Origin of the sequence: Pseudoroseomonas cervicalis (assembly GCF_030818485.1) — a bacterium.
Classification (GTDB): Bacteria; Pseudomonadota; Alphaproteobacteria; order Acetobacterales; family Acetobacteraceae; genus Pseudoroseomonas; species Pseudoroseomonas cervicalis_A.
The window spans coordinates 144,325-164,171 of record NZ_JAUTAJ010000005.1; the positions used below are offsets into that span (position 1 = coordinate 144,325).

At 71.4% G+C, this 19,847-nt stretch carries 20 protein-coding genes; 8 read left to right on the plus strand and 12 right to left on the minus strand.

The window, feature by feature from the left end; genetic code table 11:
- Positions 1-98 precede the first annotated feature (98 nt).
- Both QE401_RS22260 and QE401_RS22265 read right to left on the minus strand, forming a co-directional pair.
- Complete coding sequence (locus QE401_RS22260; protein ID WP_307140395.1) at positions 99-1,025, minus strand: NAD(P)-dependent oxidoreductase; 927 nt, start codon at positions 1,023-1,025, stop codon at positions 99-101.
- Positions 1,022-1,426, minus strand: a complete 405-nt coding sequence (locus tag QE401_RS22265; protein ID WP_307140396.1) for a carboxymuconolactone decarboxylase family protein — start codon at positions 1,424-1,426, stop codon at positions 1,022-1,024. The genes QE401_RS22260 and QE401_RS22265 overlap by 4 nt, the downstream gene beginning before the upstream one ends.
- 160 nt (positions 1,427-1,586) lie before the next feature.
- On the opposite strand from QE401_RS22265, the gene QE401_RS22270 reads away from it, so the two are divergent.
- Positions 1,587-2,291 carry a GntR family transcriptional regulator gene (locus QE401_RS22270; protein ID WP_307140397.1) on the plus strand — a complete coding sequence of 235 codons (705 nt, stop codon included), beginning with the start codon at positions 1,587-1,589 and terminating at the stop codon, positions 2,289-2,291.
- A gap of 17 nt (positions 2,292-2,308) precedes the next feature.
- On the opposite strand, the gene QE401_RS22275 is transcribed toward QE401_RS22270, so the two are convergent.
- The 9 genes from QE401_RS22275 to msrB all read right to left on the minus strand — a co-directional run bounded on the left by QE401_RS22275 (position 2,309) and on the right by msrB (position 11,232).
- Entirely contained in the window at positions 2,309-2,635 is a 327-nt protein-coding gene (locus QE401_RS22275; RefSeq protein WP_307140398.1) for an NIPSNAP family protein, read from the minus strand.
- Between the two features lie 67 nt (positions 2,636-2,702).
- Positions 2,703-4,043, minus strand: coding sequence for an MmgE/PrpD family protein (locus tag QE401_RS22280; RefSeq protein ID WP_307140399.1), 1,341 nt, complete (start codon positions 4,041-4,043; stop codon positions 2,703-2,705).
- Positions 4,040-4,759, minus strand: a complete 720-nt coding sequence (locus tag QE401_RS22285; protein ID WP_307140400.1) for an SDR family NAD(P)-dependent oxidoreductase — start codon at positions 4,757-4,759, stop codon at positions 4,040-4,042. The genes QE401_RS22280 and QE401_RS22285 overlap by 4 nt, the downstream gene beginning before the upstream one ends.
- Complete coding sequence (locus tag QE401_RS22290; protein ID WP_307140401.1) at positions 4,756-5,565, minus strand: N-acyl homoserine lactonase family protein; 810 nt, start codon at positions 5,563-5,565, stop codon at positions 4,756-4,758. The genes QE401_RS22285 and QE401_RS22290 overlap by 4 nt, the downstream gene beginning before the upstream one ends.
- A gap of 10 nt (positions 5,566-5,575) precedes the next feature.
- A complete protein-coding gene (locus QE401_RS22295; RefSeq protein ID WP_307140402.1) occupies positions 5,576-6,283 on the minus strand; it encodes an ABC transporter ATP-binding protein in 708 nt (235 codons plus the stop codon).
- A complete protein-coding gene (locus tag QE401_RS22300; protein ID WP_307140403.1) occupies positions 6,270-8,033 on the minus strand; it encodes a branched-chain amino acid ABC transporter ATP-binding protein/permease in 1,764 nt (587 codons plus the stop codon). Before QE401_RS22300 ends, QE401_RS22295 begins: the two co-directional genes overlap by 14 nt.
- Positions 8,033-8,986 carry a branched-chain amino acid ABC transporter permease gene (locus QE401_RS22305; RefSeq protein WP_307140404.1) on the minus strand — a complete coding sequence of 318 codons (954 nt, stop codon included), beginning with the start codon at positions 8,984-8,986 and terminating at the stop codon, positions 8,033-8,035. Before QE401_RS22305 ends, QE401_RS22300 begins: the two co-directional genes overlap by 1 nt.
- An 11-nt stretch (positions 8,987-8,997) precedes the next feature.
- Positions 8,998-10,227, minus strand: coding sequence for an ABC transporter substrate-binding protein (locus tag QE401_RS22310; RefSeq protein ID WP_307140405.1), 1,230 nt, complete (start codon positions 10,225-10,227; stop codon positions 8,998-9,000).
- A 606-nt stretch (positions 10,228-10,833) separates the two neighbouring features.
- Complete coding sequence (gene msrB, locus QE401_RS22315; protein WP_307140406.1) at positions 10,834-11,232, minus strand: peptide-methionine (R)-S-oxide reductase MsrB; 399 nt, start codon at positions 11,230-11,232, stop codon at positions 10,834-10,836.
- Between the two features lie 140 nt (positions 11,233-11,372).
- Between msrB and nikA the strand changes: the two genes are divergently transcribed.
- The 6 genes from nikA to QE401_RS22345 all read left to right on the plus strand — a co-directional run bounded on the left by nikA (position 11,373) and on the right by QE401_RS22345 (position 17,896).
- Positions 11,373-12,944: a nickel ABC transporter substrate-binding protein gene (nikA, locus tag QE401_RS22320; protein ID WP_307140407.1), complete on the plus strand. Its 1,572-nt coding sequence runs from the start codon at positions 11,373-11,375 to the stop codon at positions 12,942-12,944.
- A gap of 5 nt (positions 12,945-12,949) precedes the next feature.
- Positions 12,950-13,888, plus strand: coding sequence for a nickel ABC transporter permease subunit NikB (nikB, locus tag QE401_RS22325; RefSeq protein ID WP_307140408.1), 939 nt, complete (start codon positions 12,950-12,952; stop codon positions 13,886-13,888).
- Complete coding sequence (gene nikC, locus QE401_RS22330; RefSeq protein WP_307140409.1) at positions 13,885-14,700, plus strand: nickel ABC transporter permease subunit NikC; 816 nt, start codon at positions 13,885-13,887, stop codon at positions 14,698-14,700. Before nikB ends, nikC begins: the two co-directional genes overlap by 4 nt.
- Positions 14,697-15,500 (plus strand): ATP-binding cassette domain-containing protein, encoded by an 804-nt coding sequence (locus tag QE401_RS22335; RefSeq protein WP_307140410.1) that lies wholly within the window; start codon positions 14,697-14,699, stop codon positions 15,498-15,500. The genes nikC and QE401_RS22335 overlap by 4 nt, the downstream gene beginning before the upstream one ends.
- The gene (locus QE401_RS22340; protein WP_307140411.1) at positions 15,497-16,306 is read left to right on the plus strand and encodes an ABC transporter ATP-binding protein; all 810 of its coding nucleotides are present in this window, start codon (positions 15,497-15,499) and stop codon (positions 16,304-16,306) included. The genes QE401_RS22335 and QE401_RS22340 overlap by 4 nt, the downstream gene beginning before the upstream one ends.
- Before the next feature lie 84 nt (positions 16,307-16,390).
- A complete protein-coding gene (locus QE401_RS22345) occupies positions 16,391-17,896 on the plus strand; it encodes a DASS family sodium-coupled anion symporter (protein WP_307140412.1) in 1,506 nt (501 codons plus the stop codon).
- 10 nt (positions 17,897-17,906) lie between these two features.
- Here the strand turns inward: QE401_RS22345 and QE401_RS22350 are convergent, their stop codons facing one another.
- Complete coding sequence (locus QE401_RS22350) at positions 17,907-18,878, minus strand: LysR substrate-binding domain-containing protein (protein ID WP_307140413.1); 972 nt, start codon at positions 18,876-18,878, stop codon at positions 17,907-17,909.
- Between the two features lie 88 nt (positions 18,879-18,966).
- On the opposite strand from QE401_RS22350, the gene QE401_RS22355 reads away from it, so the two are divergent.
- On the plus strand, positions 18,967-19,788 hold the full coding sequence (locus QE401_RS22355) for an aspartate dehydrogenase (RefSeq protein WP_307140414.1): 822 nt from the start codon (positions 18,967-18,969) through the stop codon (positions 19,786-19,788).
- Positions 19,789-19,847: the final 59 nt, after the last annotated feature.

The following is a 19,847-nucleotide window of genomic DNA, read 5'->3' on the forward strand; positions in this document are numbered from 1 at the left end:
AAAAAACTTTTGTCAGTTGGCGTCCCGCCTCAGGCCTTGGGAGGGACGCCAGACTGACAAAGTCTTTTTGCTTCTTTTTCTTCAGAAAAAGAAGATTCTTAGCTGGCTCTGTTGCCGCCGCCCAGCGTCTCGCCCACCAGCTTCTCCGAGAACTGCGCCATCGCCGTATGGTCCATGCCCGGGCCGAGCAGGCCGACGGCACTGGCCCACATCTCGCGGCACAGCGCGGCGAAGGGCACGGGCGTGCCGGTCTCCTTCGCCACTTCGAGCGCGACGGAGACATCCTTCGCCATCAGCTCCAGCCCGAAGCCGGCATCGAAGCGGCGCGACAGCACGAACTGCTTGAACTTCTTCTGCGTGCTGTTGTTCATGCCCGTCGAGTTGTTCAGCACATCGACCATCTGCGCGGGATCGAGCCCGAAGCGCTGGCCGATCAGCAGCGCCTCCACCCCGATCAGGAAGCCCGCCGCGCCCATCAGGTTGTTCAGCGCCTTCATCGCCTGGCCGGCGCCGATGCCGCCCACATGCGTCAGATTGTTGCCCATGGCGCGCAGCACCGCATCGGCGCGCGCGACATCGGCGGCCTCGCCGCCCAGCATGATCGCCAGCTCGCCACTGCGCGCGCGCGGCACACCGCCCGAGACCGGCGCATCGATCATGGCGACACCGCGCGGCGTCAGCGCTTCCGCGAAGCCGCGCGTCGCCGTCGGCACGCCGGAGCTCATCTCGATCAGCAGCGCGCCCGGCGACAGCGCATCGCCCATCGCCTCGATCGCCTGGCCGACATGCTTCGAGGTCGGCAGGATGGTGATGACGGCATCCGCGCCCCGCGCCGCGGTGGCGGCATCGGCAGCGGCCTCGCCACCCACCTCGGTGGCGAAGCGCGCGGAGCGCTCGGCGGCGACATCGCAGACCACGACATCGAAGCCGGCGCCGACCAGCCGCGCCGCCATCGGCCAGCCCATATTGCCGATGCCGATGAAGGCGATGCGGCGCAGCGCGCCGCCCGGAGAGGCGGCGCTCACTTCTTCGCCGGCTCGCCGGTCAGCGCGCCTTCCTTCACCAGCACCTCATGCGCCGCCTTGAAGGCGTCGAGCCCGGCCGGGATGCCGCAATAGACCGTGGCGTGCAGCAGGATCTCCTTGATCTCCTCGACGGTGACGCCGTTGGTCAGCGCGCCTTTCACATGCAGCTTGATCTCCGGCGTCTTGCCCAGCGCTGTCAGCATGGCGAGGTTCAGCATGGAGCGCGTCTTGCGGTCGAGCCCGGGGCGCGTCCAGGCATAGCCCCAGCACCATTCGGTGGTGATGTTCTGGAAGGCCATCATGAAATCATCGGCCTTGGCGATGCTGCCATCCACATAGTCGGGACCCAGCACGGCGCGGCGGACCTCGAGCCCGCGTTGGAACAGCGTGTCGTCGGACATTTCTGGCGTCTCCCTCAACGTCATGATGCTAGAGTTTTGTAAGATTGTCTGTCAATACGCCGCACGCCGATGCCCGTTTCGCTGGACGCCACGGACCGGCCCGTCTAATTGTGCGACGCGGCGGCCGCGGGATGGCGCCTACAGGGAATGCGAGACAGAGATGCCGGACGATTCGCTGCGGATCACCCCCCAGCCGGTGCGTCGCCAGGTCGAGGAAAGGCTGCGCGACGCCATCATCACCAGCCGCTTCGCGCCCGGCGAACACCTGTCCGACCGCATGCTGTGCGACCTGTTCGGCGTCAGCCGCGGCGTGATCCGCGAAGCAGTGCGGCTGCTGGAAGCCGAGGGGCTGATCGTCGTGGTGCCCAATCGCGGCCCCTTCGTCGCCTATCTCTCCGCCGCCGAGGCCACCCAGGTCTATGAAGTGCGCGCGGTGCTCGAGGCCCTGGCCGGCCAGGGCTTCGCCGAGCGCGCCTCGGTCGAGGAGATCGCCGAGCTGCGCGCGGTGTTCGAGGAGCTGGCGGCAACGAAGCCCGGCGCCGACCGCATGGTGCTGCTCGGCCTGAAGCGCCGCTTCTACGACGTCATGCTGCGCGGCTGCCGCAACGCCTATGTGGCGCGCATGCTGGACCAGCTGCTGAACCGCAATTCCCAGCTGCGCGCCACGACGCTGTCCGACCCCTCGCGCCTGCCCAACACCGTCGCCGAGATCCGCCGCATCGTCGAGGCGATCGAACGCCGCGACCGCGAGGGCGCCTGGCATGCCTGCCGCGAGCATGTGCTGCAGGCGGCGCAGGTGGCGCTGCGCATCCTGAACGAGCGCGCCAGCGGCGCCCCGGCCCCGGCGGAGGCGCCGCCCGGCTGAGACGGCGCCGCCCCCTCTCACCGCACCGCGGAGAAGGCTGTCGGCTGCAGGATCAGATTGCTGATGCTGGCGACGATCGGGCCGTTGCGCTCCGTCTCGGCCCGCCGCGCGATCCATTCCGGATCGGCCTGGAAGGCGTTCCATTTCTGCTCGCGCTCGGCGAGCGAATCCCATTCCAGCAGATAGTAGAGATCCTGGTTGGAATCGCCGATGGCGACGGTCCAGAACCCCGCCTGGCGGATGCCGTGCTTCTGCCAGATGCCCAGCGTGATCGTCTCGAAGCGCTTCAGCAGATCCGGCAGCCGGCCGGAGACGCAGTGATAGATGCGCAACTCATGGATCATGGATAAGCCCCTCCCTTCTGGGCGATGAATGTTGCGGTGCGCGGCACACGTTGCGCAAGCGCGGCGGTCATGCGGCGGGCTCGGCCAGGCGCAGCGCCGCGCCGACATCGTCCAGCGTCGCGAGACCGGCGAAAGCCGCTTCCAGCTGCGCCGCGCGCGCCCCGCCCAGCCGCTCCGCCGCCGCGGCGCGGCAGCGCTGGCGCACCATGGCCGCATCGGCGGGCAGCAGGTCTGGCAGCGCGGCGGAGAGGCGCCGCCCATCCCGCAGCGTGACGATCACCTCCGCACCCTGGCGCGCCGGGAAGGCGGCGGTCGCCGCGTCATCCGCCTCCAGCCGCGCCAGCCCGACCAGGCGCAACAGCGCGGGATCGGCCGGCAGTGCGAAATGCGCCTCCTCCACCGCGCCATGGCACAGCGCGGCGGCGACGCAGAAGGGGATGCTCATCTTCGCCTGCAGCACCCGCGCGAAGGGCCCGGTGCCGTCACAGCCCGGATAGCGCACCGCTGCCTCCGAGGCGCGGATGGTGATGGCGGCGATGGAATCCGCCTCCAGCCCGCCCGCCTCCTGGCGCAGTCGCTGCGCCGCCTGGGCCGGCGTCTGCGCGAAATTGCAGAGCGGCAGCGCCTTGCGGAACACCTGCGACACTTCCGAGGCACCGCCGGCGAAAAGCGGCAGCGCAACGGGCGGCGCGGCGCCGGCGGCGGCGAACAGCCCCGCCGGGCCGTCCAGCGCCGTCGCCGAACCCTCCGCGCCGGCCTCGGCCATGGCGAGCACCGCCAGCGCATTGCGCGCGGCGAAGCCGGGGTGGAAGAACATCTCGTCGCCGCCATCGCGCGGCCATTCGTTCAACCCGCCCACCGTGTTGGCCGCCAGGCAGAGGGCGGAGGCGGTCTGCGCCGCTGTCAGGCCCAGCAGCCTGGCGCCGGCGGCGACCGCGGCCAGCGGCCCGGTCCAGCCCGTGGGCCGCCATTGCCGGCTGAAGCGCGGATTGACCAAAGCGCGGCCGAGAGCGGCGCCGACCTCATAGCCGGTCGCGGCGGCCGCGATGAAGGCCTGGCCCTCGACAGGGTGGCGCTGCGCCAGCGCCAGCAGCACCGGCAGCACCACCACACCCAGATGGCTGACGGCGCCGGCATGCATATCCTCGCGCACCAGGCCGTGGCCGGCCGCCGCATTGGCGAAGGCGGCGGCGCCAGGCGAGGCGCGGGCCGAGAGGCCGATGATGCTGGCCTCCCCGGGCTCGGTCGCGGCCAGGGCGCGGGCCGCGCGGCTCGGCGCCGTGTCGCGCGCTTCCAGCGCGCAGGCGATGAAGTCCAGCAGGCAGAGCGTCACCTCCGGCGCCACGGCGGGTGGCGGCGCTGCCTGCAGCAATTCCTCCGCCAGGCGCGCGGCGAGCGGCGGGCTCACTGCATCACCATGCCGCCATCCGCCACCACCGTGCTGCCATGCAAATAGGCGGCGGCGGGGGAGAGCAGCCAGGCGATCACCTCGGCGATCTCCTCCGGCGTGCCCAGGCGGTGGAAGCTGGTCATGCCCTCGATGCGCGCGCGGATCTCGGGATTGGCCAGCGGTGCTGCGGCAAAGGGCGTGTCGATCATGCCGGGCGCCACGGTGTTGACGGCGATGCCGCGCGGACCCAGTTCGCGCGCCGCCGATTTGGTCAGCGTCATCACCGCGCCCTTGCTGGTGGCGTAGGAGGCAGTGCCGGCGAGGCCACCCCCGCGCAGGCCCGCGACACTGCCCACGGTGCAGATGCGCCCGCCGCGCCGCATGCGCTTCGCGGCCTCGCGCAGGCAGAGGAAGGTGCCGATGACATTGACCTCGTGCACACGCCGAAAAGTCTCGGCCGTGCTGTCGAAGAAGGGCGTGGTCTCGTAGATGCCGGCGCAGGTGGCCAGCGCGTCGATACCGCCCAGCGCCGAATCCGCTTCCGCGATGGCGGCGATCACCGCCGCCTCATCCGCCACGTCGACGGCGATCACGGGCTGGTCACCGGCGACGGCGCGGGCCGCCTCGGCATTGCGGTCCAGGCAGGCGACGCGCCAGCCCCCCGCGACCAGGCGCCGCACGGTCGCGGCGCCGATGCCGCTGCCGGCGCCGGTGACGATGGCCCGCCCGCTCACGCCGCATCCTCCCGCGGCGCCACATCCAGCCGCACCGCGATACCCTCCAGCTCTGGCGAGACGGCGGGGTAGCGGCGCATCACCTCCGGATCGTGGCCGGGGATGATATGCGCCGGGCTCGGTGCCGCGCGGCGCAGGATCTCGTGGCTTTCCAGCATGTCGGCGATGCTGACGCAGGTCGGGAAGGGCCTGCCCTTCTCCATATTCTCGTAGAAATGCGTCACGTCGGAGGCCAGCACGACGGGGCCGCGCGCCGTGTTGACGCGCACAAATTGCAGCCCGGCCGAATGGCCCGGCGCCGGATGCAGGGTGATGCCGGGCGCCAGCTCCACCTGCCCGTTATAGAGCCGCACCCGCTCGGCGAAGTTCAGCCGGACGATGCCGACGACATCCTCCACCTCGAAGGAATGGCGCAGGAAGCCGTGCCGCATATGCCGCCCGCAGGCGAAATGCAGGTCGGCCTCCTGCAGATGGAACTGGGCCACCGGGAAGCGGTGGAAATTGCCGACATGGTCGTAATGCAGATGCGTCAGCACGACATCCTGCACCGTGTCGACATCGCAGCCGAGCAGGCGCAGCGCATCGATCGGGTCGCGCAGATAGTTGCGCCTGCGGCGGGCGGCGACCTCGGCGGTGAAGCCGGAATCGACGACGATGCTGCGCCCTTCGCCCTTGATGAGCCAGACGAAATAATCCATCGGCATCGGGCCGTCATGCGGGTCACCGCCGATGAAATGCTCGGAACGCATCGCCTCGCGCATGGCGTAGCGCAGGGCGAAGACCTCATAGGTCGGGGTGTCGGTCATCCTGGATTCCTCATGCGCCGAGATAGGCTTCGCGCAGGCCCTTGTCGGCCAGCAGCTCGGAGCGCGTGCCGCGCATCACCACCTCCCCGGTGGAGAGCACATAGCCGCGGTCGCAGGCCTCGATCGCCTCGATGGCGCGCTGCTCGACGATCAGCACGGTCAGCCCCGCCTCGCGGTTGAGCCGCTGCACCGCCTCGAAGATCGTGTCGACGATGGTGGGGGCGAGGCCCATGGAGGGCTCGTCCAACATCAGCAGGCGGGGTTCGGAGGCGATGCCGCGGCCGATCGCCAGCATCTGCTGCTGCCCGCCGGAGAGCGAGCCGGCCAGCTGGTTCCGCCGCTCCCGCAGCACCGGGAACAAATCGTAGCAGCGCTCCAGGCTGCGTCCCGCCGCATTGCGGTCACGCAGCGCGATGGTGCCGAGCTGCAGATTCTCCTCAACGCTGAGATCGCTGAAGACCTGCCGCCCCTCCGGCACATGGGCGATGCCTCGATGCGGACGCTCCGCCGGCGGCAGGCGGTCGAGCTGCTCGCCCTCCAGCGTGATGCGGCCGGCGGCGAGCGGCACCACGCCGGAGATCGCCTTGAACAGCGTCGTCTTGCCGGCGCCGTTCGGGCCGATCACGGCCACGACCTCGCCCTGGTTCACCTGCAGCGACACGTCGCGCAGCGCCACTAGGCCGCCATAGCGGATCTCGACCCCTTCAAGTGCCAGCATGTTCGACCCATTTCTTGCCGAGATAGGCCGAGACCACCTCAGGCTCGCGCACCACCTTCTCCGGCAGGCCCTCGGCCAGGTTGCGGCCACGGTCCAGCACCACGAAGCGGGTGGCCAGCCGCACCATGGCGTTCATGGTGTGCTCGATGATCACGACCGTCATGCCCTCCGCCGCCAGGCGCCGGATCTGGCGCATCATCACCTCGACATCGGCGCTGGAGAGGCCGGCGAAGCTCTCATCCATCAGCACCAGCTTGGGGTTGGAGGCGAGCGCGCGGGCGAGTTCCATCAGCCGCAGCTCGCGATTGGTCAGCTGCGAGGCCGGCACCAGCGCGCGATCGGCGAGCCCCACGCGCTCCAGCATGGCGCGCGCCGCCTCCAGCGCCGCATGATCGTCGCTGTTGGCGCCGAAGGCGCCGACCACGACGTTCTCCAGCAGCGTCAGCCGCGGGAAGGCGCGCACCGTCTGGAAAGTGCGGGCGATGCCCAGCGCGCTGACCTCCTGCGGCGCGCGGCCGAGCAGCTCGACACCCTCCAGCTTCGCCGAGCCCGCGCTGGCGCGCACGATGCCGTTCAGCACGTTGAACAGCGTCGTCTTGCCGGCGCCATTCGGGCCGATGATGCCGAGGATCTCGCCCCGCCGCACCTCCAGCGAGACGTCGGACAGCGCCTGCAGACCGCCGAAGCGCACCGAGATGTCGCGCACCACCAGCAGCGCCTCGCCCGGCGCCTCGTGATAGTCGGGGCGCGGCACCGCCGCTTCCGGCGGCGGAGGCGCGGCGAGATCGGGCGCCGCCGGCTGCCCCACAAAATGGTCGCGCACCGCCCAGTAGATGCCCTGCGGGCGGAACAGGATCACCGCCATGATGGCCACGCCGAAGATCACGCCCTGCATGCCCGGCAGCCGCGCGCCGATGGTGGCGTTCAGCAGCTCGGCCATCGGCACCAGGATGACGGCGCCGATCACCGGGCCCCAGGCGGCGCCGAGCCCGCCGAACATCGACACGATCAGCCCCTGTGCCGAGACCAGCATGCCGAACACCGAATGCGGCGTGACCACCAGCACCACCGTGGCGTAGAGCGCGCCGGCCAGCCCCGCGATGCCGCCCGAGATGGCGCTGGCCACCAGCTTGGTGCGCAGCGTCGCGATGCCGGCGCATTGCGCCGCCAGCTCGTTCTGCCGGATGGCGAAGAGCTGCAGGCCGAGACGCGTGCGCTCGATGCGCAGGCAGACATAGAGCGCGATGCCGAGCGCGCCGAGGATGATCAGCGGCATCACCCGCGGATCGCTGAACTGCATGTAGTGCAGCGGATCCTCGCGCTTCAGCGGCAGCGCCAGCTCGTGCCAGCCGGCCCAGGTGAAGACCGGGATCAGCGCCAGCGGATAGGCCAGCATCGCCAGGCTGAAGTAATGGCCCTTCAGGCGAAAGGTGACGGCGCCGATCAGCACCGCCATCAGCGCGCCCACCGCCATGCCCAGCAGGCAGCCGATCCAGGGCGTCACGCCGTAATCATGGAACAGGATGGCGACGGTGTAGGCGCCGCCGCCGAAGAAGGCGGCGTGGCCGAAGCTGACCAGGCCGCCATAGCCGCCCAGGATGTTCCAGGACAGGCCGAGCATCGCCCAGATGCCGACCATGGAGATCACCAGCAGCTCATAGCCGCTGATCAGGAAGGTGGCGGCGACGCCGCAGAGCAGCAGCGCCAGCAGCACCAGGCGCTGGCGGCCGGAGGGGGCGAGGAATTGCATCAGGCGCGCTCCACGCCACGGCCGAACAGGCCCTGCGGCCGGATCAGCAGGACGGCCAGGAAGACGATGAACACCGCCGTGTTCTGCAGCTGCGGCGGCAGCACCAGGTTGGAGAGCTGCTGCACCAGGCCGATGATCAGCCCGCCCAGGAAGGCGCCGCCGACGCTACCCATGCCGCCCAGCACCACGCCGGCATACATGATGATGACGAAGTCGAAGCCGGTATAGGCCTGGAAGGGATAGAAGGTGGCGACGCAGACACCTGCGACCGCGGTCAGCGCCAGGCCGATGCCGAAGGCGGTGCGGAAGGCGCGGTCGACATTGATGCCCATATAGAGCGCGGCGATCGGGTTGTTGGCCACCGCGCGCAGCTGGCGGCCGATGCCGCTGCGCGCCATCAGCAGGATCACCAGCAGCACCGCGGCCACCGCCATCAGAGCCGACCAGGAGCGCGCCTGGTTGATGAACAGCATGATGTCGCCGCTGGCGAGATCCAGCGTCCAGGAGCGTGTCGCCGCCTCGTTCGGGATCGAGACCGGGGAGGAGCCGAACAGCATCAGCCCGCCATTCTGCAGCACCAGCGACAGGCCGAGCGTCAGGATCAGCTGGCCGGTATGGCCGGCATCCGCCGTGCCGATGGCGCGCGCGCCGCTGACGCGGCTGACCAGCGCCCAATGCGTCGCGGCGCCGATGCCGTAGAACAGGGCGGCGGCGGCGCAGGCCACCAGCATGGCGATGGCGAAGGCCCAGGAGCGGCCCGGCGCCAGCAGCGCGACACCGGCGAGGCCGGTGTACATGGCCAGCATCATGAAGTCGCCCTGGGCGAAGTTGATCACCCGCATGATGCCGAAGATCAGGCCAAGGCCCGCGCACATCAGCCCGTAGAGGCAGCCCAGCAGCAGGCCGGCCGCCAGGATCTGCAGCAGGGCCTCGATTTCACCCGCATAGCTCATGGCGCGGCCGATCAGCCCGGCCGCGGCCAGGAGAGCTCGGCCTCGGCGTCCGCCTCGGGCAGCACGGTCAGCGGGCGGCCATTCTTCCACTGGTAGACGGCGGGCACCGGATTGGCGCGGCGGCCATTGCGCTCGAAGCGCAGGCGTTCGCCGAGGAACAGGCGCGCCGGGCCCTCGGCGGTGTCGGTGGCCAATAGGGCGGCCATCAGCGCGTCGCGATCGGCGCGGCCGGCGCGCTCCAGCGCATCGGCCACCAGCAGCACATGGCCGTAATTGGACAGCGTGTCCTGGATCAGCCAGGGCTCGCCGGCGCGCTGCAGCAGGTTCTGGTTCAGCGCCGCCTGCTGCTTCGAGGTCCAGTTGCCGGCCACGCCGATGACGCCTTCCAGGTAGTTGGCGCCCATGTTCTTCAGCATCTCCGGCGTGCCCCAGTTCGCCGAGGGCGCGATCACCGGCACCTTGCCCTGGCCCAGGCCGAATTCGGTCAGGGTCTGCAGCAGCAGGCGGGAATCCGAGGTCGCCGTGGTGCCGAGCAGCACCAGATCCGGCCGGCTGCGGCGCATGCGCTGGATCAGCGGCGCGGCATCCGACAGCGGCACGCTGAAATTCTCGTCCATCACCGTGGTCAGGCCGAGCCGCGCGAAGCCGCCCTCGCGCAGCGGCTTCATGTTCGCCTGGTTCACCGCCGTGTCGTCATTGATGCAGGCGATGGTGGCGGGCTTCTTGCCGGCGGCGCGCTCGGCCATGGCCAGCAGCGGCCGCAGCGCCGCGGGGATGATGCTGCTGGAGGGCGGCGAGGTCGCGATGACGTAGTGGAAGCCGCGCTCGGTGATGGTGTCGGCCCAGGAGAGGGTGATCCAGGGCAGCTTGGCGCGCTCGGTCACCTCGGTCGCTGCCAGGGTGAAGGAGGAGGCCCAGGCGCCAAGGCCCGCGACCAGCCCGCGATCAGCGACCAGCCGCTGCGCGGCGGCCGTCACCTGCTCCACATTGGCCCCCGCATCGGCGATGCTGAGCTCCAGCCGCGCGCCGCCCAGCGCCTTGATGCCGCCCTGGCGGTTGATGTCCTCCACCGCCAGCACGGCGCCGAGCCGCTCCAGCTCGCCCTGCCGCGCGAAGGGGCCGGAAAGCGGCGTCAGCAGTGCCAGCCGCACCGTGGATGGTTGCGCATGGGCGCTGGCCTGGATGAAGGCAGGCGCCGCCAGGGCGCCGCCCAACAGGGCGCGCCGGGTGATCCTCGTCATGACCGTCTCCTCCAGGCCGGGCTTGGCGCCGGCTTGTGCGTGCACGGGCGCGTCCGGCGCCCTGTCCCGGATGGGCTGGGCGGCTCCGGGACGGAGCGCGAGGGCGGGGAGAGGGCGCGCCGCCGGCGGCGTAGTCGCCGGGCGGCCCGGCCCTCTCATCCGGCCGGCTGCACGGCCCCGGAAGGACACATTCCGTGTGGTTGAGCGGAGCCTAGGCCCGGGTTTCGAAGGCTGTCAATATGACAATCTGCCCTGGGCGACCATCGGTAGATCTGAAGGATGGCCTTCAAAGCGTTGATATTAAAACATAAATACAAAGGCCCTGTCAGCGACGCCCGGAGGGGCGCGTCGCTTTTCAGTAAGATTGTAGGACGATTTTGGCATCAGCCGGGGAGATTCCGCCTGCGGCTACCCCCGCCAGGCCAAGGCCGGCCATGCCCGAGGTCACGCAACAGGGCCCTTCCGGCGCGGGCATCCGCGCCGCGCTGCCTCACCGCAGGAAAGCGGGGCCCAGGGGCGGCATCGGCCTGCCCCTCCCACGCCGTCGCGGCATGCCGCGCCAAGGCGCGGAAAAAAGGCGGCGGCGGTTTGCGCCGCCGCCGGGTCTCAGGCCGGCTGGAAGTCCAGCGCGACGCCGTTGATGCAGTAGCGCAGCCCGGTGGGCGGCGGCCCGTCGGGGAAGACATGGCCCAGATGGCTGCCGCAGCCGGCGCAGCGCACCTCGGTCCGCACCATGCCGTAGGAGCGGTCCTCATACAGCTCGACCGAGCCCTCCACCGGCTCGGTGAAGCTCGGCCAGCCCGTGCCGCTCTCGAACTTGCCGCCCGATTCGAACAGCGCCTGGCCGCAGCCGACGCAGACGAAACGGCCCTGGCGCTTCTCGCGCAGCAGGCCGCAGCTGCCCGGCCGCTCCGTGCCGTGCTGGCGCATCACCGCATACTGGGCCGGGGAGAGCATCTGCCGCCACTCGGCGTCGCTGCGCATCACCGGATAGGTCTTGTCCATGGGCGGATCCTTCTCGCTGTCCCTGCCAATGTATTGACGCCATCCGCCATTGCGAGGTGCGGCGCCGGCTGGACAGGGTCGCGCCCGGCTCGGTATGAATTTTCCGACAAATCGTCATACCCCAGCCGGAGGCCGGATGCATGCGGCGCCGCTCCCTGCTCCAGGCGCTGCCCGGCGCCCTCTCCGCCCCCTGGATCGCGCCCCGCGCGGCGCAGGCCGCCATGCCGCGCCGGCTGCGCTTCTCCTGGCCCTCCAATGCGGGGCCGCTGCATCCGCAGGGCTATTCGCCCAACCAGCTCTACGCCCAGTCCATGCTGTATGAGCCGCTGCTGCGCTATGTCGAGGGCGGCGGCCTGGCCCCCGCCCTGGCGACCGCCTGGCGCGCCGAGGCGGATGGGCGCGGCTGGGTCTTCACCCTGCGCCCGGGCGTGCGCTTCAGCGATGGCTCGCCCTTCGACGCCGCCGCGGTGGTGGCCAATGTCGAGGCGCTGCTGCGCGACCGCGCCCGCCATGCCTGGCTGGCGCTGGTGGCGCAGATCGAGGGGGCGGAGGCGCTGGATGGCGGCACGGTGCGGCTGCGCCTGCGCGGCCCCTATCACCCGACGCTGATGGAGCTGGCGCTGATCCGCCCGCTGCGCTTCGCCGCCCCTGGCGCGCTGCGGGGGGATGGAAGCATCGCCGCGCCGATCGGCACCGGCCCCTGGATGCTGGCCGAAAGCCGCCCCGGCCAGCATGATCTGTTCCGCCGCAACCCGCATTACCACGGCACCCCCCCGGCGCTGGAGGAGGTGCTGGTCCGGGTGGTGGCCGACAGCAACACAAGGGCGCTGGCGCTGGAGGCCGGCGAGATCGACCTCGCCTATGGCGCCGACCAGCTGGATGCCGACAGCCTTCGCCGCTTCGCGGGCGATCCGCGCTTCACCACCGCCATCTCGCCGCCGCTGGCCACGCGGCTGGTGGCGCTGAACTCCGCCCGCTTCCCGACCGATGAGCTGGCGGTGCGCCAGGCCATCGCCCAGGCCGTGGACCGCGCCGCCCTGATCCGCCATGTGCTGCTGGACACCGAGCCGCCGGCCGAGGCACTGTTCGCCCCGAACTTCCCCTATGCCGATCTCGGCCTCACCGCGCCGCGCCTCGACCGCGAAGCCGCCATGGCGCGGCTGGAGCGGGCCGGCTGGGCGCTGCCGCCGGGCGGCCGCGTGCGCCAGCGCGCGGGGCAGGAACTGGCGCTGGAGCTCTGCTTCATCGGCAGCGACGCGCTGCAGAAATCGCTCGCCGAGGCGGTGCAGGGCGATCTGGCGCGCATCGGCATCGCCGCCAGGCTGCGCGGCGAGGACAGCGCCTCCCATTTCGGCCGGCAGAAATCCGGCGAGTTCGGCCTGATCTTCACCGAGAGCTGGGGCGCGCCCTATGACCCGCATGCCTATCTCGGCTCGATGCGCCAGCCGGCCCATGCCGACTACCAGGCGCAGCGTGGCCTGCCGATGAAGGCGGAGATCGACCGCCGCATCGGCGAGGCGCTGGTGACCGCCGACGAGGCGGGGCGCGCCGGGACCTATCGCTGGCTGCTGACCACGCTGCATGAGCAGGCGGTCTATCTGCCGATCTCGCATCTGACCAACAAGCTGGTGCACCGGCGCGGCCTCGGCACCGTGCCCTTCGGCGACACGCGCTACGAGATCCCCTTCGACCGCATCCAGCTGCGCGGCTGAAGGCGATGCCGGGTTTCGCGCTGCGCCGCCTGCTGTCGCTGCCGCCGCTGCTGCTGGCGGTGTCGTTCGGTTTCTTCGCCATGCTGCGGCTGGGGCGCGGCGACCCGGCGCTGGACTATCTGCGCCTGGCGCAGATCCCGCCCACCGATGCGGCGCTGGCCGCCGCCCGGGCGGAGCTGGGCCTCGACCGGCCGCTGCTGGCGCAATATGGCGCCTGGCTCGCGGATGCGCTGCGCCTCGATCTCGGCACCTCCTGGTTCACCCGCCGCCCCGTCACCGAGGAACTCCTGGAGTTCCTGCCGGCGACGCTGCAACTCGCCGGCAGCGCCATGCTGGTGACGCTGGCCTTCGGCATTCCGCTCGGCCTCTGGGCGGCGCTGCGGCGCGACCGCTGGCCGGACCATGCGACGCGGCTGATCGCCTTCCTCGGCGTCTCGCTGCCGAATTTCTGGCTGGCCTTCCTGCTGGTGCTGCTGTTCGCCGTCACGCTCGGCTGGCTGCCGGCCATGGGGCGCGACGGCCCCGCCAGCCTGGTGCTGCCGGCCCTGGCCACCGCCTGCATGTCGGCCTGCGTCATGCTGCGGCTGGTGCGCGCCTCGGTGCTCGGCACGCTGGGGGAGCCGCATCTGCGCTTCGCCGCCGCGCGCGGCCTGCCGCGCCGGGTGCTGATCGGCCGGCATGTGGCGCTGAACGCGGCGCTGCCGCCGCTGACCGCCATGGGGCTGCATCTGGGCGAGCTGATCGGCGGCGCCATGGTGGTGGAGACGGTGTTCGGCTGGCCCGGCATCGGCCGCTGGGCGCTGCTGGCCATCACCAATCGCGACTATCCGGTGCTGCAGGGCTTCGTCATCGTGCTGACCCTGGTCTTCGTGCTGGGCAATCTGCTGGTCGACCTCGCCTATGCCTGGCTCGACCCGCGCATCCGGCTGGAGCGCGCGGCATGAGGCGCCTCGCCTTGCCCTTCGCCCTGCTGCTGATGGCGCTGCTGCTGGCGGCGGCGCTGCTGGCGCCCTGGGTCGCGCCTTACGACCCGGCGCTGACCGACCTCTCCCAGCGGCTGCTGCCACCCTCCGCCACGCATTGGCTGGGCACCGACCATCTGGGGCGGGATCTGCTCTCCCGCCTGCTCTGGGGCGCGCGCGCCTCCTTCGCCGCCGTGGCCGGCATCCTGGCGCTGGTGCTGGCGATCGGCTGCGGCGTGGGCCTTGCCGCCGGCATGGCGGGGGGCGTGGTGGATGCGGTGCTGATGCGCATCTGCGACGCCTTCATGACGGTGCCCACCCTGGTGCTGGCGCTGTTCATGATCGGCGCGCTGGGCACCGGGCTCACCAATGTCGTCATCGCCATCGCGCTCTCCCACTGGGCCTGGTATGCGCGGCTGGTGCGCGGGCTGACGCTCTCGCTGCGCAGCCGCGAGCATATCCTGGCGGCGCGGCTGGCCGGGCTGTCGCGCCTGGCCATCCTGCGGCGGCATGTGGCGCCGGTGCTGGCCGGGCAGCTCGCCGTGCTGGCCTCGCTCGATCTCGGCCACTGGATGCTGCATCTGGCGGGGCTTTCTTTCCTGGGCCTTGGCGTCGCGCCGCCCGCGCCGGAATGGGGCATCATGATCAACGATGCCCGCCCCTTCTTCCGCAGCGCGCCGATGCTGGTGCTGCTGCCGGGCGCGGCCATCCTGCTCACCGTCATGGCCTGCAACCTGCTGGGCGATGCGCTGCGCGACCGTCTGGACCCGGCGCTGCGGGGGGTGGCGCATTGAGCCCGCAGACCCTGTCCATCGAGGGGCTTTGCCTCGCCGCCGGCGACACTCCGCTGCTGCACGAGGTCGGGCTGGCGCTGCGGCGCGGCCAGGTGCTGGCGCTGGTGGGCGCCAGCGGCGGCGGCAAGAGTCTGACCACCGCCGCTTTGCTCGGCCTGCTGCCGGCCGGGGTGCGGCAGAGGGGCGGGACGCTGCGCCTGGATGGCGTGGCGCAGGACGGCAGGGCCCAGGCGGCGCTGCGCGGCGCCGTGCTGGGCTTCGTGCAGCAGGCGCCGCGCGGCGGCTTCAACCCGCTGGTGACCATCGGCCGCCACTTCCTGGAGACGCTGGCCTGCGACGGGCTGCGCGGCGGCGCGGCCCGCGACCGGGCGGCGACCCTGCTGCGCGAGGTCGGCTTCGACGCGCCGCAGGCGGTGCTGCCGCTCTACCCCTCGCAGCTCAGCGGCGGCATGCTGCAGCGGGCGATGATCGCGCTCGCCCTGGCGCGGCAGCCCGCCTTCCTGCTGGCCGACGAGCCGACCACCGATCTCGACCTGATCGTGCAGGCGCAGATCCTCGATCTGCTGGAGACGATGGTGCGGCAGCGCGGCATCGGCCTGCTGCTGGTCACGCATGATCTCTCCGTGGCCGCGCGGCTGGCCGACCGGGTCGCGGTGATGCAGGCCGGCCGCATCGTCGAGCGGGCGGAGATCGAGGCCTTCTTCGCCGCGCCGAGCCACCCGCACAGCCGCGCCCTGATGGCGGCGCATCTGGCGCTGTATGGCGAAGCGCTGGCCGAGGCCGAGGCGCTGCCGGCGTGACCCCGCTGCTGGAAGCGCGCGGCCTGCGCCACGCCTATCGCCAGGGTGGGCTGTTGGCGCGCCGCCGCGTCCCCGTGCTGGAGGATGCGGCGCTGTCCATCGCACCGGGCGAATGCGTCGCCCTGCTCGGCCCCACCGGCAGCGGCAAGAGCACGCTGGGCCGGCTGCTGCTGGGGCTGGAGGCGCCCGATGCCGGCGAGATCCTCTTTGAGGGCATGCCTTTGCGCGATGCGCGCGGCCGCATCGACCCGGTGCGCCGCCGCGCGCTGCAGGCGGTGTTCCAGGACCCTTTCGGCGCCACCAGCCCGCGCCTTTCCGCCTTCGGGGTGGTGGCCGAGCCGCTGCTGGCCGAGCGCCTGTCATCCGCCGCGCTGCGGGACCGCGTCGCGGCGCTGCTGCATCAGGTCGGGCTGGATCCGACCATCATGGACCGGCTGGCGCACCGGCTCAGCGGCGGGCAGCTGCAGCGGCTCTGCATCGCCCGCGCCCTGGCGCCCGCGCCGCGGCTGGTGGTGCTGGACGAGGCGGTGAACAGCCTGGACCTCGAGACGCAGTCGCGCATCCTCGACCTGCTGCGTGGGCTGCGCCGGCGGGGCGGCACTGCCTTCCTGTTCATCACGCATGATCTGCGGCTGCTGCGCGGCTTCGCCGATCGCTGCTACGTGCTGCAGGATCGCCGCGCCATCGCGGTCGACGACCCTTTCGGCGATCCCGCGCCGCCGCCGGTGCTGGCCGCCTTGCGCGCCGCCATCCTGCCGGCGCGGCCGGCCGCGCGGCGGGCGGAACCGGCCGACACATGGCGCTGAGACGCGGCCCTCCCGCCGCCGCAACGGGTGGACAGGGTGGCGGCCGCGCTGCACCTTGCCGCGCGGAACAGGAGGAGGAAGGCCGTGCTCGAGCGCATCCGGGCCATGTTCATCTATTTCAACGACGCGGTGCCCTTCCGGCTGAAGCCCGCGATCATCACCACCCTGGTGCTCTTCGCCCTGCTGGCGGTGCCGACGCCGGAGGGGCTGACCCCCAAGGCCTGGGGGCTGGTCGCTATCTTCCTGACCACCATCGTCGCCATCATCCTCAAGGTGATGCCGATCGGCGTGATGGCGATGATGGCGATCGTCATCGTCTCGCTGTCCCAGGTTACCTCCACCTCCTCGCGCGGGGCGGTGGCGGATGCGCTGGCCAGCTTCGCCAATCCGCTGATCTGGCTGATCGTGGTCGCCATCCTGGTGTCGCGCGGGCTGAAGAAGACCGGGCTCGGCAGCCGCATCGGGCTGATGTTCATCTCGCTGCTCGGCCGCCGGACGCTCGGCATCGGCTATGGCATCGCCGCCTGCGAGCTGGCGCTGGCCCCCTTCACGCCGAGCAACACGGCGCGCGGCGGCGGCATCGTGCACCCGATCATGAAGTCGATCGCCGGCGCCTTCGATTCCGACCCGGCCAAGGGCACGGAGCGCAAGATCGGCTCCTACCTGGCGCTGGTGAACATGCATGCCAACACCATCACCTCGGGCATGTTCGTCACCGCGACGGCGCCGAACCCGCTGGTGGTGGACTATGTGGCGCGGGTGACGAACCAGAATTTCCACCTCTCCTGGACCACCTGGGCGCTGTGCATGCTGCTGCCGGGCCTGGCCTGCCTGGTGCTGATGCCGCTGGCGCTGATGCTGCTCTCGCCGCCCGAGATCCGCGCCACGCCGCACGCCATCGACTATGCCCGCGGCGAGCTGCAGCGCATGGGTCCGCTGAGCGGGCCGGAGAAGGTGATGATCGGCACCTTCGCCCTGCTGCTGGTGCTCTGGGCCAATATCCCGGCCATGCTGTTCGGCCCGGCCTTCACGCTCGACCCGACGGCGGTCGCCTTTGTCGGCCTGTTCGCGCTGATCATCACCGGCACCATCGACTGGGACGACGTGCTGTCCGAGAAGAGCGCCTGGGACACGCTGATCTGGTTCGGCGCGCTGGTGATGATGGCCGAGCAGCTGAACAAGACCGGCGTCATCGCCTGGTTCTCGGCCGGGCTGCGCGACGGCATCATCGCCGCCGGCATGGGGTGGGAGCTGGCGGCGGGGCTGCTGGTGCTGCTCTTCGTCTTCTCGCACTATTTCTTCGCCAGCACGACGGCGCATATCAGCGCCATGATGCTGGCCTTCCTGACCGTCGGCGTGCAGCTGGTGCCGCCCGACTACCACATCCCCTTCCTGCTGATGATGGTCGCCGGCTCCACCATCATGATGACGCTGACGCATTACGCGACCGGCACCTCGCCGATCATCTTCGGCAGCGGCTATGTCTCGCTCGGCGAATGGTGGCGCGTCGGCTTCGCCATGTGCGTGGGCGAGCTGGTGATCTTCGCCACGCTGGGCATGCTGTGGTGGAAGCTGCTCGGCTTCTGGTGAGGCGCCGGGCTCAGCCGGGGGCGGCGCGCATCGCCGCCGCCTCCTCCAGCAGCCAGGCGCGGAGCGCGGCCAGGCCAGGCTCGGCCAGCCGCGCCGCCGGCAGCAGCAGGGCGTAGTCGCCGGCGCTCTCGATCCGCGCGGTGCTGGCGCGCAGCAGCCCCTCCGGCGCGCCGCCCTCGGCGAGCGGTGGCAGCAGGATATCGGGCAGCAGCGCCACCCCCTCGCCGCGCCGCGCCGCCTCCAGCGCCATGAAGAAATGGCCGAAGCCGGGCCCCGCTCCGGGATCCGGGATCCGCTTCACCCCTTGCGCGCGCAGCCAGTCCGGCCAGGCCCCGGGCCGCGTCGTGGTGTGCAGCAGCGGCAATTGCGCCAGCGCCGCGGCGGGCAGCGGCCGCCCGCCCGGCAGCAGGTCGCGCCGGCAGACCGGCACCAGCACGTCCGGGAAGAGCGGCTCCGCCACCACCCCCTCCCAGCCCGCCACCATCTGCAGGTCGACACGCGGCGCACCCGGGGAATAGCGCCGCCCCGGCAGGGGCCCGACCCGGATGGCGAGGTCGAGCGCCCCCGGCGCCAGCACCGCCGGCTCGATCGAGGAGAGCAGCCGCAGTTCCAGCTCCGGATGGCGGCGGGCGAAGCGGTCCAGCCGCGGCATCAGCCAGGCCGAGGTGATGCTGGGCAGCGCCCCCAGCACCAGGCGCTGCCGGGTGGCGCCGCCGCGCAGCCGCGCCGACCCCTCCTCCAGCGTGTCCAGCGTCTCCGCCGCCAGCCGCGCCATGGCCCGCCCGGCCTCGGTCAGCTCGACGCGGCGGGTCATGCGCCGGAACAGGGGCTGGCCCAGCCATTCCTCCAGCGCCCGCACCTGCCGGCTGACCGCGCCCTGGGTCAGCCCCAGCTCCGCCGCCGCCAGACTGAAAGAAAGATGGCGGGCGGCGGCGTCGAAGCCGCGCAGGGCGTTCAGGGGCGGCAGGGTGCGGCGGGCCATGCATGAGCCTAGCGCATCCATGGCGGGCGGCAAATTCGGTTGTCGCCCCGGCATGACGGGGCTGTGATGGCGGCGAGACAATTCCGGGATGATCGCCTTGGCCAAGCCTCCGCTCCGCATCGCCATCGCCGGGCTAGGCGCCGTCGGCCTGCAGGTCGCCCGCGCGCTCGATGCCGGCATTCCCGGCTGCGAGCTGGTCGCCGTCTCCGCCCGCAACCGGGAGGCGGCCGCCGCGCGCCTCTCCACCCTGCGCCGCCCGGTGCCGGTGCTGGAGATCGCGGCGCTGGAGCCGCTCGCCGACCTCGTCGTCGAATGCGCCCCCGCCGCCCTGCTGCCGGAGATCGCCGAGCCCTTCCTCGCCGCCGGCAAATCGGTGGTGGTGCTGAGCGCCGGCGCCCTGCTGCAGCATGAGATGCTGATCGAGCTGGCGCGCCAGACCGAGGGCCAGATCATCGTGCCGACCGGCGCGCTGCTCGGGCTGGACGCCGTGCTGGCCGCGGCCGAGGGCGAGATCCGCGCGGTGCGCATGGTCACCCGCAAGCCGGTGCGCGGGCTGGTGGGCGCGCCCTATCTGGTCGAGCACAACATCGCCATCGACGACATTCGCGAACCCTTGCGCATCTTCAACGGCACGCCGCGCGAGGCGGCGGTGGGCTTCCCGGCCAATCTCAACGTCGCCGTGGCGCTGTCGCTGGCCGGCATCGGGCCGGACCGCACCACGCTGGAGATCTGGGCGGACCCGGCGCTGACCCGCAACACCCACCGCATCGAGGTGGAGGCGGATTCGGCCAGCTTCTCCATGACCATCGAGAACATCCCGTCGGAGAATCCGAAGACGGGCAAGATCACCGCCCTTTCGGTGATCGCCTGCCTGCGCAAGCTGCGGGCACCTTTGCGCGTCGGGACCTGATCCCGGCGAGACGACCGGGCGCGGCAACGACCGCGCCCGCAACGACCAAAAAAGCCACG

What these genes read in the sequence shown, in the direction of transcription:
- QE401_RS22265 (WP_307140396.1), bottom strand. Translation starts at nt 1,426, where the DNA reads ATGTCCGACGACACGCTGTTCCAACGCGGGCTCGAGGTCCGCCGCGCC.
- QE401_RS22270 (WP_307140397.1), top strand. Translation starts at nt 1,587, where the DNA reads ATGCCGGACGATTCGCTGCGGATCACCCCCCAGCCGGTGCGTCGCCAG.
- QE401_RS22275 (WP_307140398.1), bottom strand. Translation starts at nt 2,635, where the DNA reads ATGATCCATGAGTTGCGCATCTATCACTGCGTCTCCGGCCGGCTGCCG.
- QE401_RS22290 (WP_307140401.1), bottom strand. Translation starts at nt 5,565, where the DNA reads ATGACCGACACCCCGACCTATGAGGTCTTCGCCCTGCGCTACGCCATG.
- QE401_RS22295 (WP_307140402.1), bottom strand. Translation starts at nt 6,283, where the DNA reads ATGCTGGCACTTGAAGGGGTCGAGATCCGCTATGGCGGCCTAGTGGCG.
- QE401_RS22300 (WP_307140403.1), bottom strand. Translation starts at nt 8,033, where the DNA reads ATGCAATTCCTCGCCCCCTCCGGCCGCCAGCGCCTGGTGCTGCTGGCG.
- QE401_RS22305 (WP_307140404.1), bottom strand. Translation starts at nt 8,986, where the DNA reads ATGAGCTATGCGGGTGAAATCGAGGCCCTGCTGCAGATCCTGGCGGCC.
- QE401_RS22310 (WP_307140405.1), bottom strand. Translation starts at nt 10,227, where the DNA reads ATGACGAGGATCACCCGGCGCGCCCTGTTGGGCGGCGCCCTGGCGGCG.
- msrB (WP_307140406.1), bottom strand. Translation starts at nt 11,232, where the DNA reads ATGGACAAGACCTATCCGGTGATGCGCAGCGACGCCGAGTGGCGGCAG.
- nikA (WP_307140407.1), top strand. Translation starts at nt 11,373, where the DNA reads ATGCGGCGCCGCTCCCTGCTCCAGGCGCTGCCCGGCGCCCTCTCCGCC.
- nikB (WP_307140408.1), top strand. Translation starts at nt 12,950, where the DNA reads ATGCCGGGTTTCGCGCTGCGCCGCCTGCTGTCGCTGCCGCCGCTGCTG.
- nikC (WP_307140409.1), top strand. Translation starts at nt 13,885, where the DNA reads ATGAGGCGCCTCGCCTTGCCCTTCGCCCTGCTGCTGATGGCGCTGCTG.
- QE401_RS22350 (WP_307140413.1), bottom strand. Translation starts at nt 18,878, where the DNA reads ATGGCCCGCCGCACCCTGCCGCCCCTGAACGCCCTGCGCGGCTTCGAC.
- QE401_RS22355 (WP_307140414.1), top strand. Translation starts at nt 18,967, where the DNA reads ATGATCGCCTTGGCCAAGCCTCCGCTCCGCATCGCCATCGCCGGGCTA.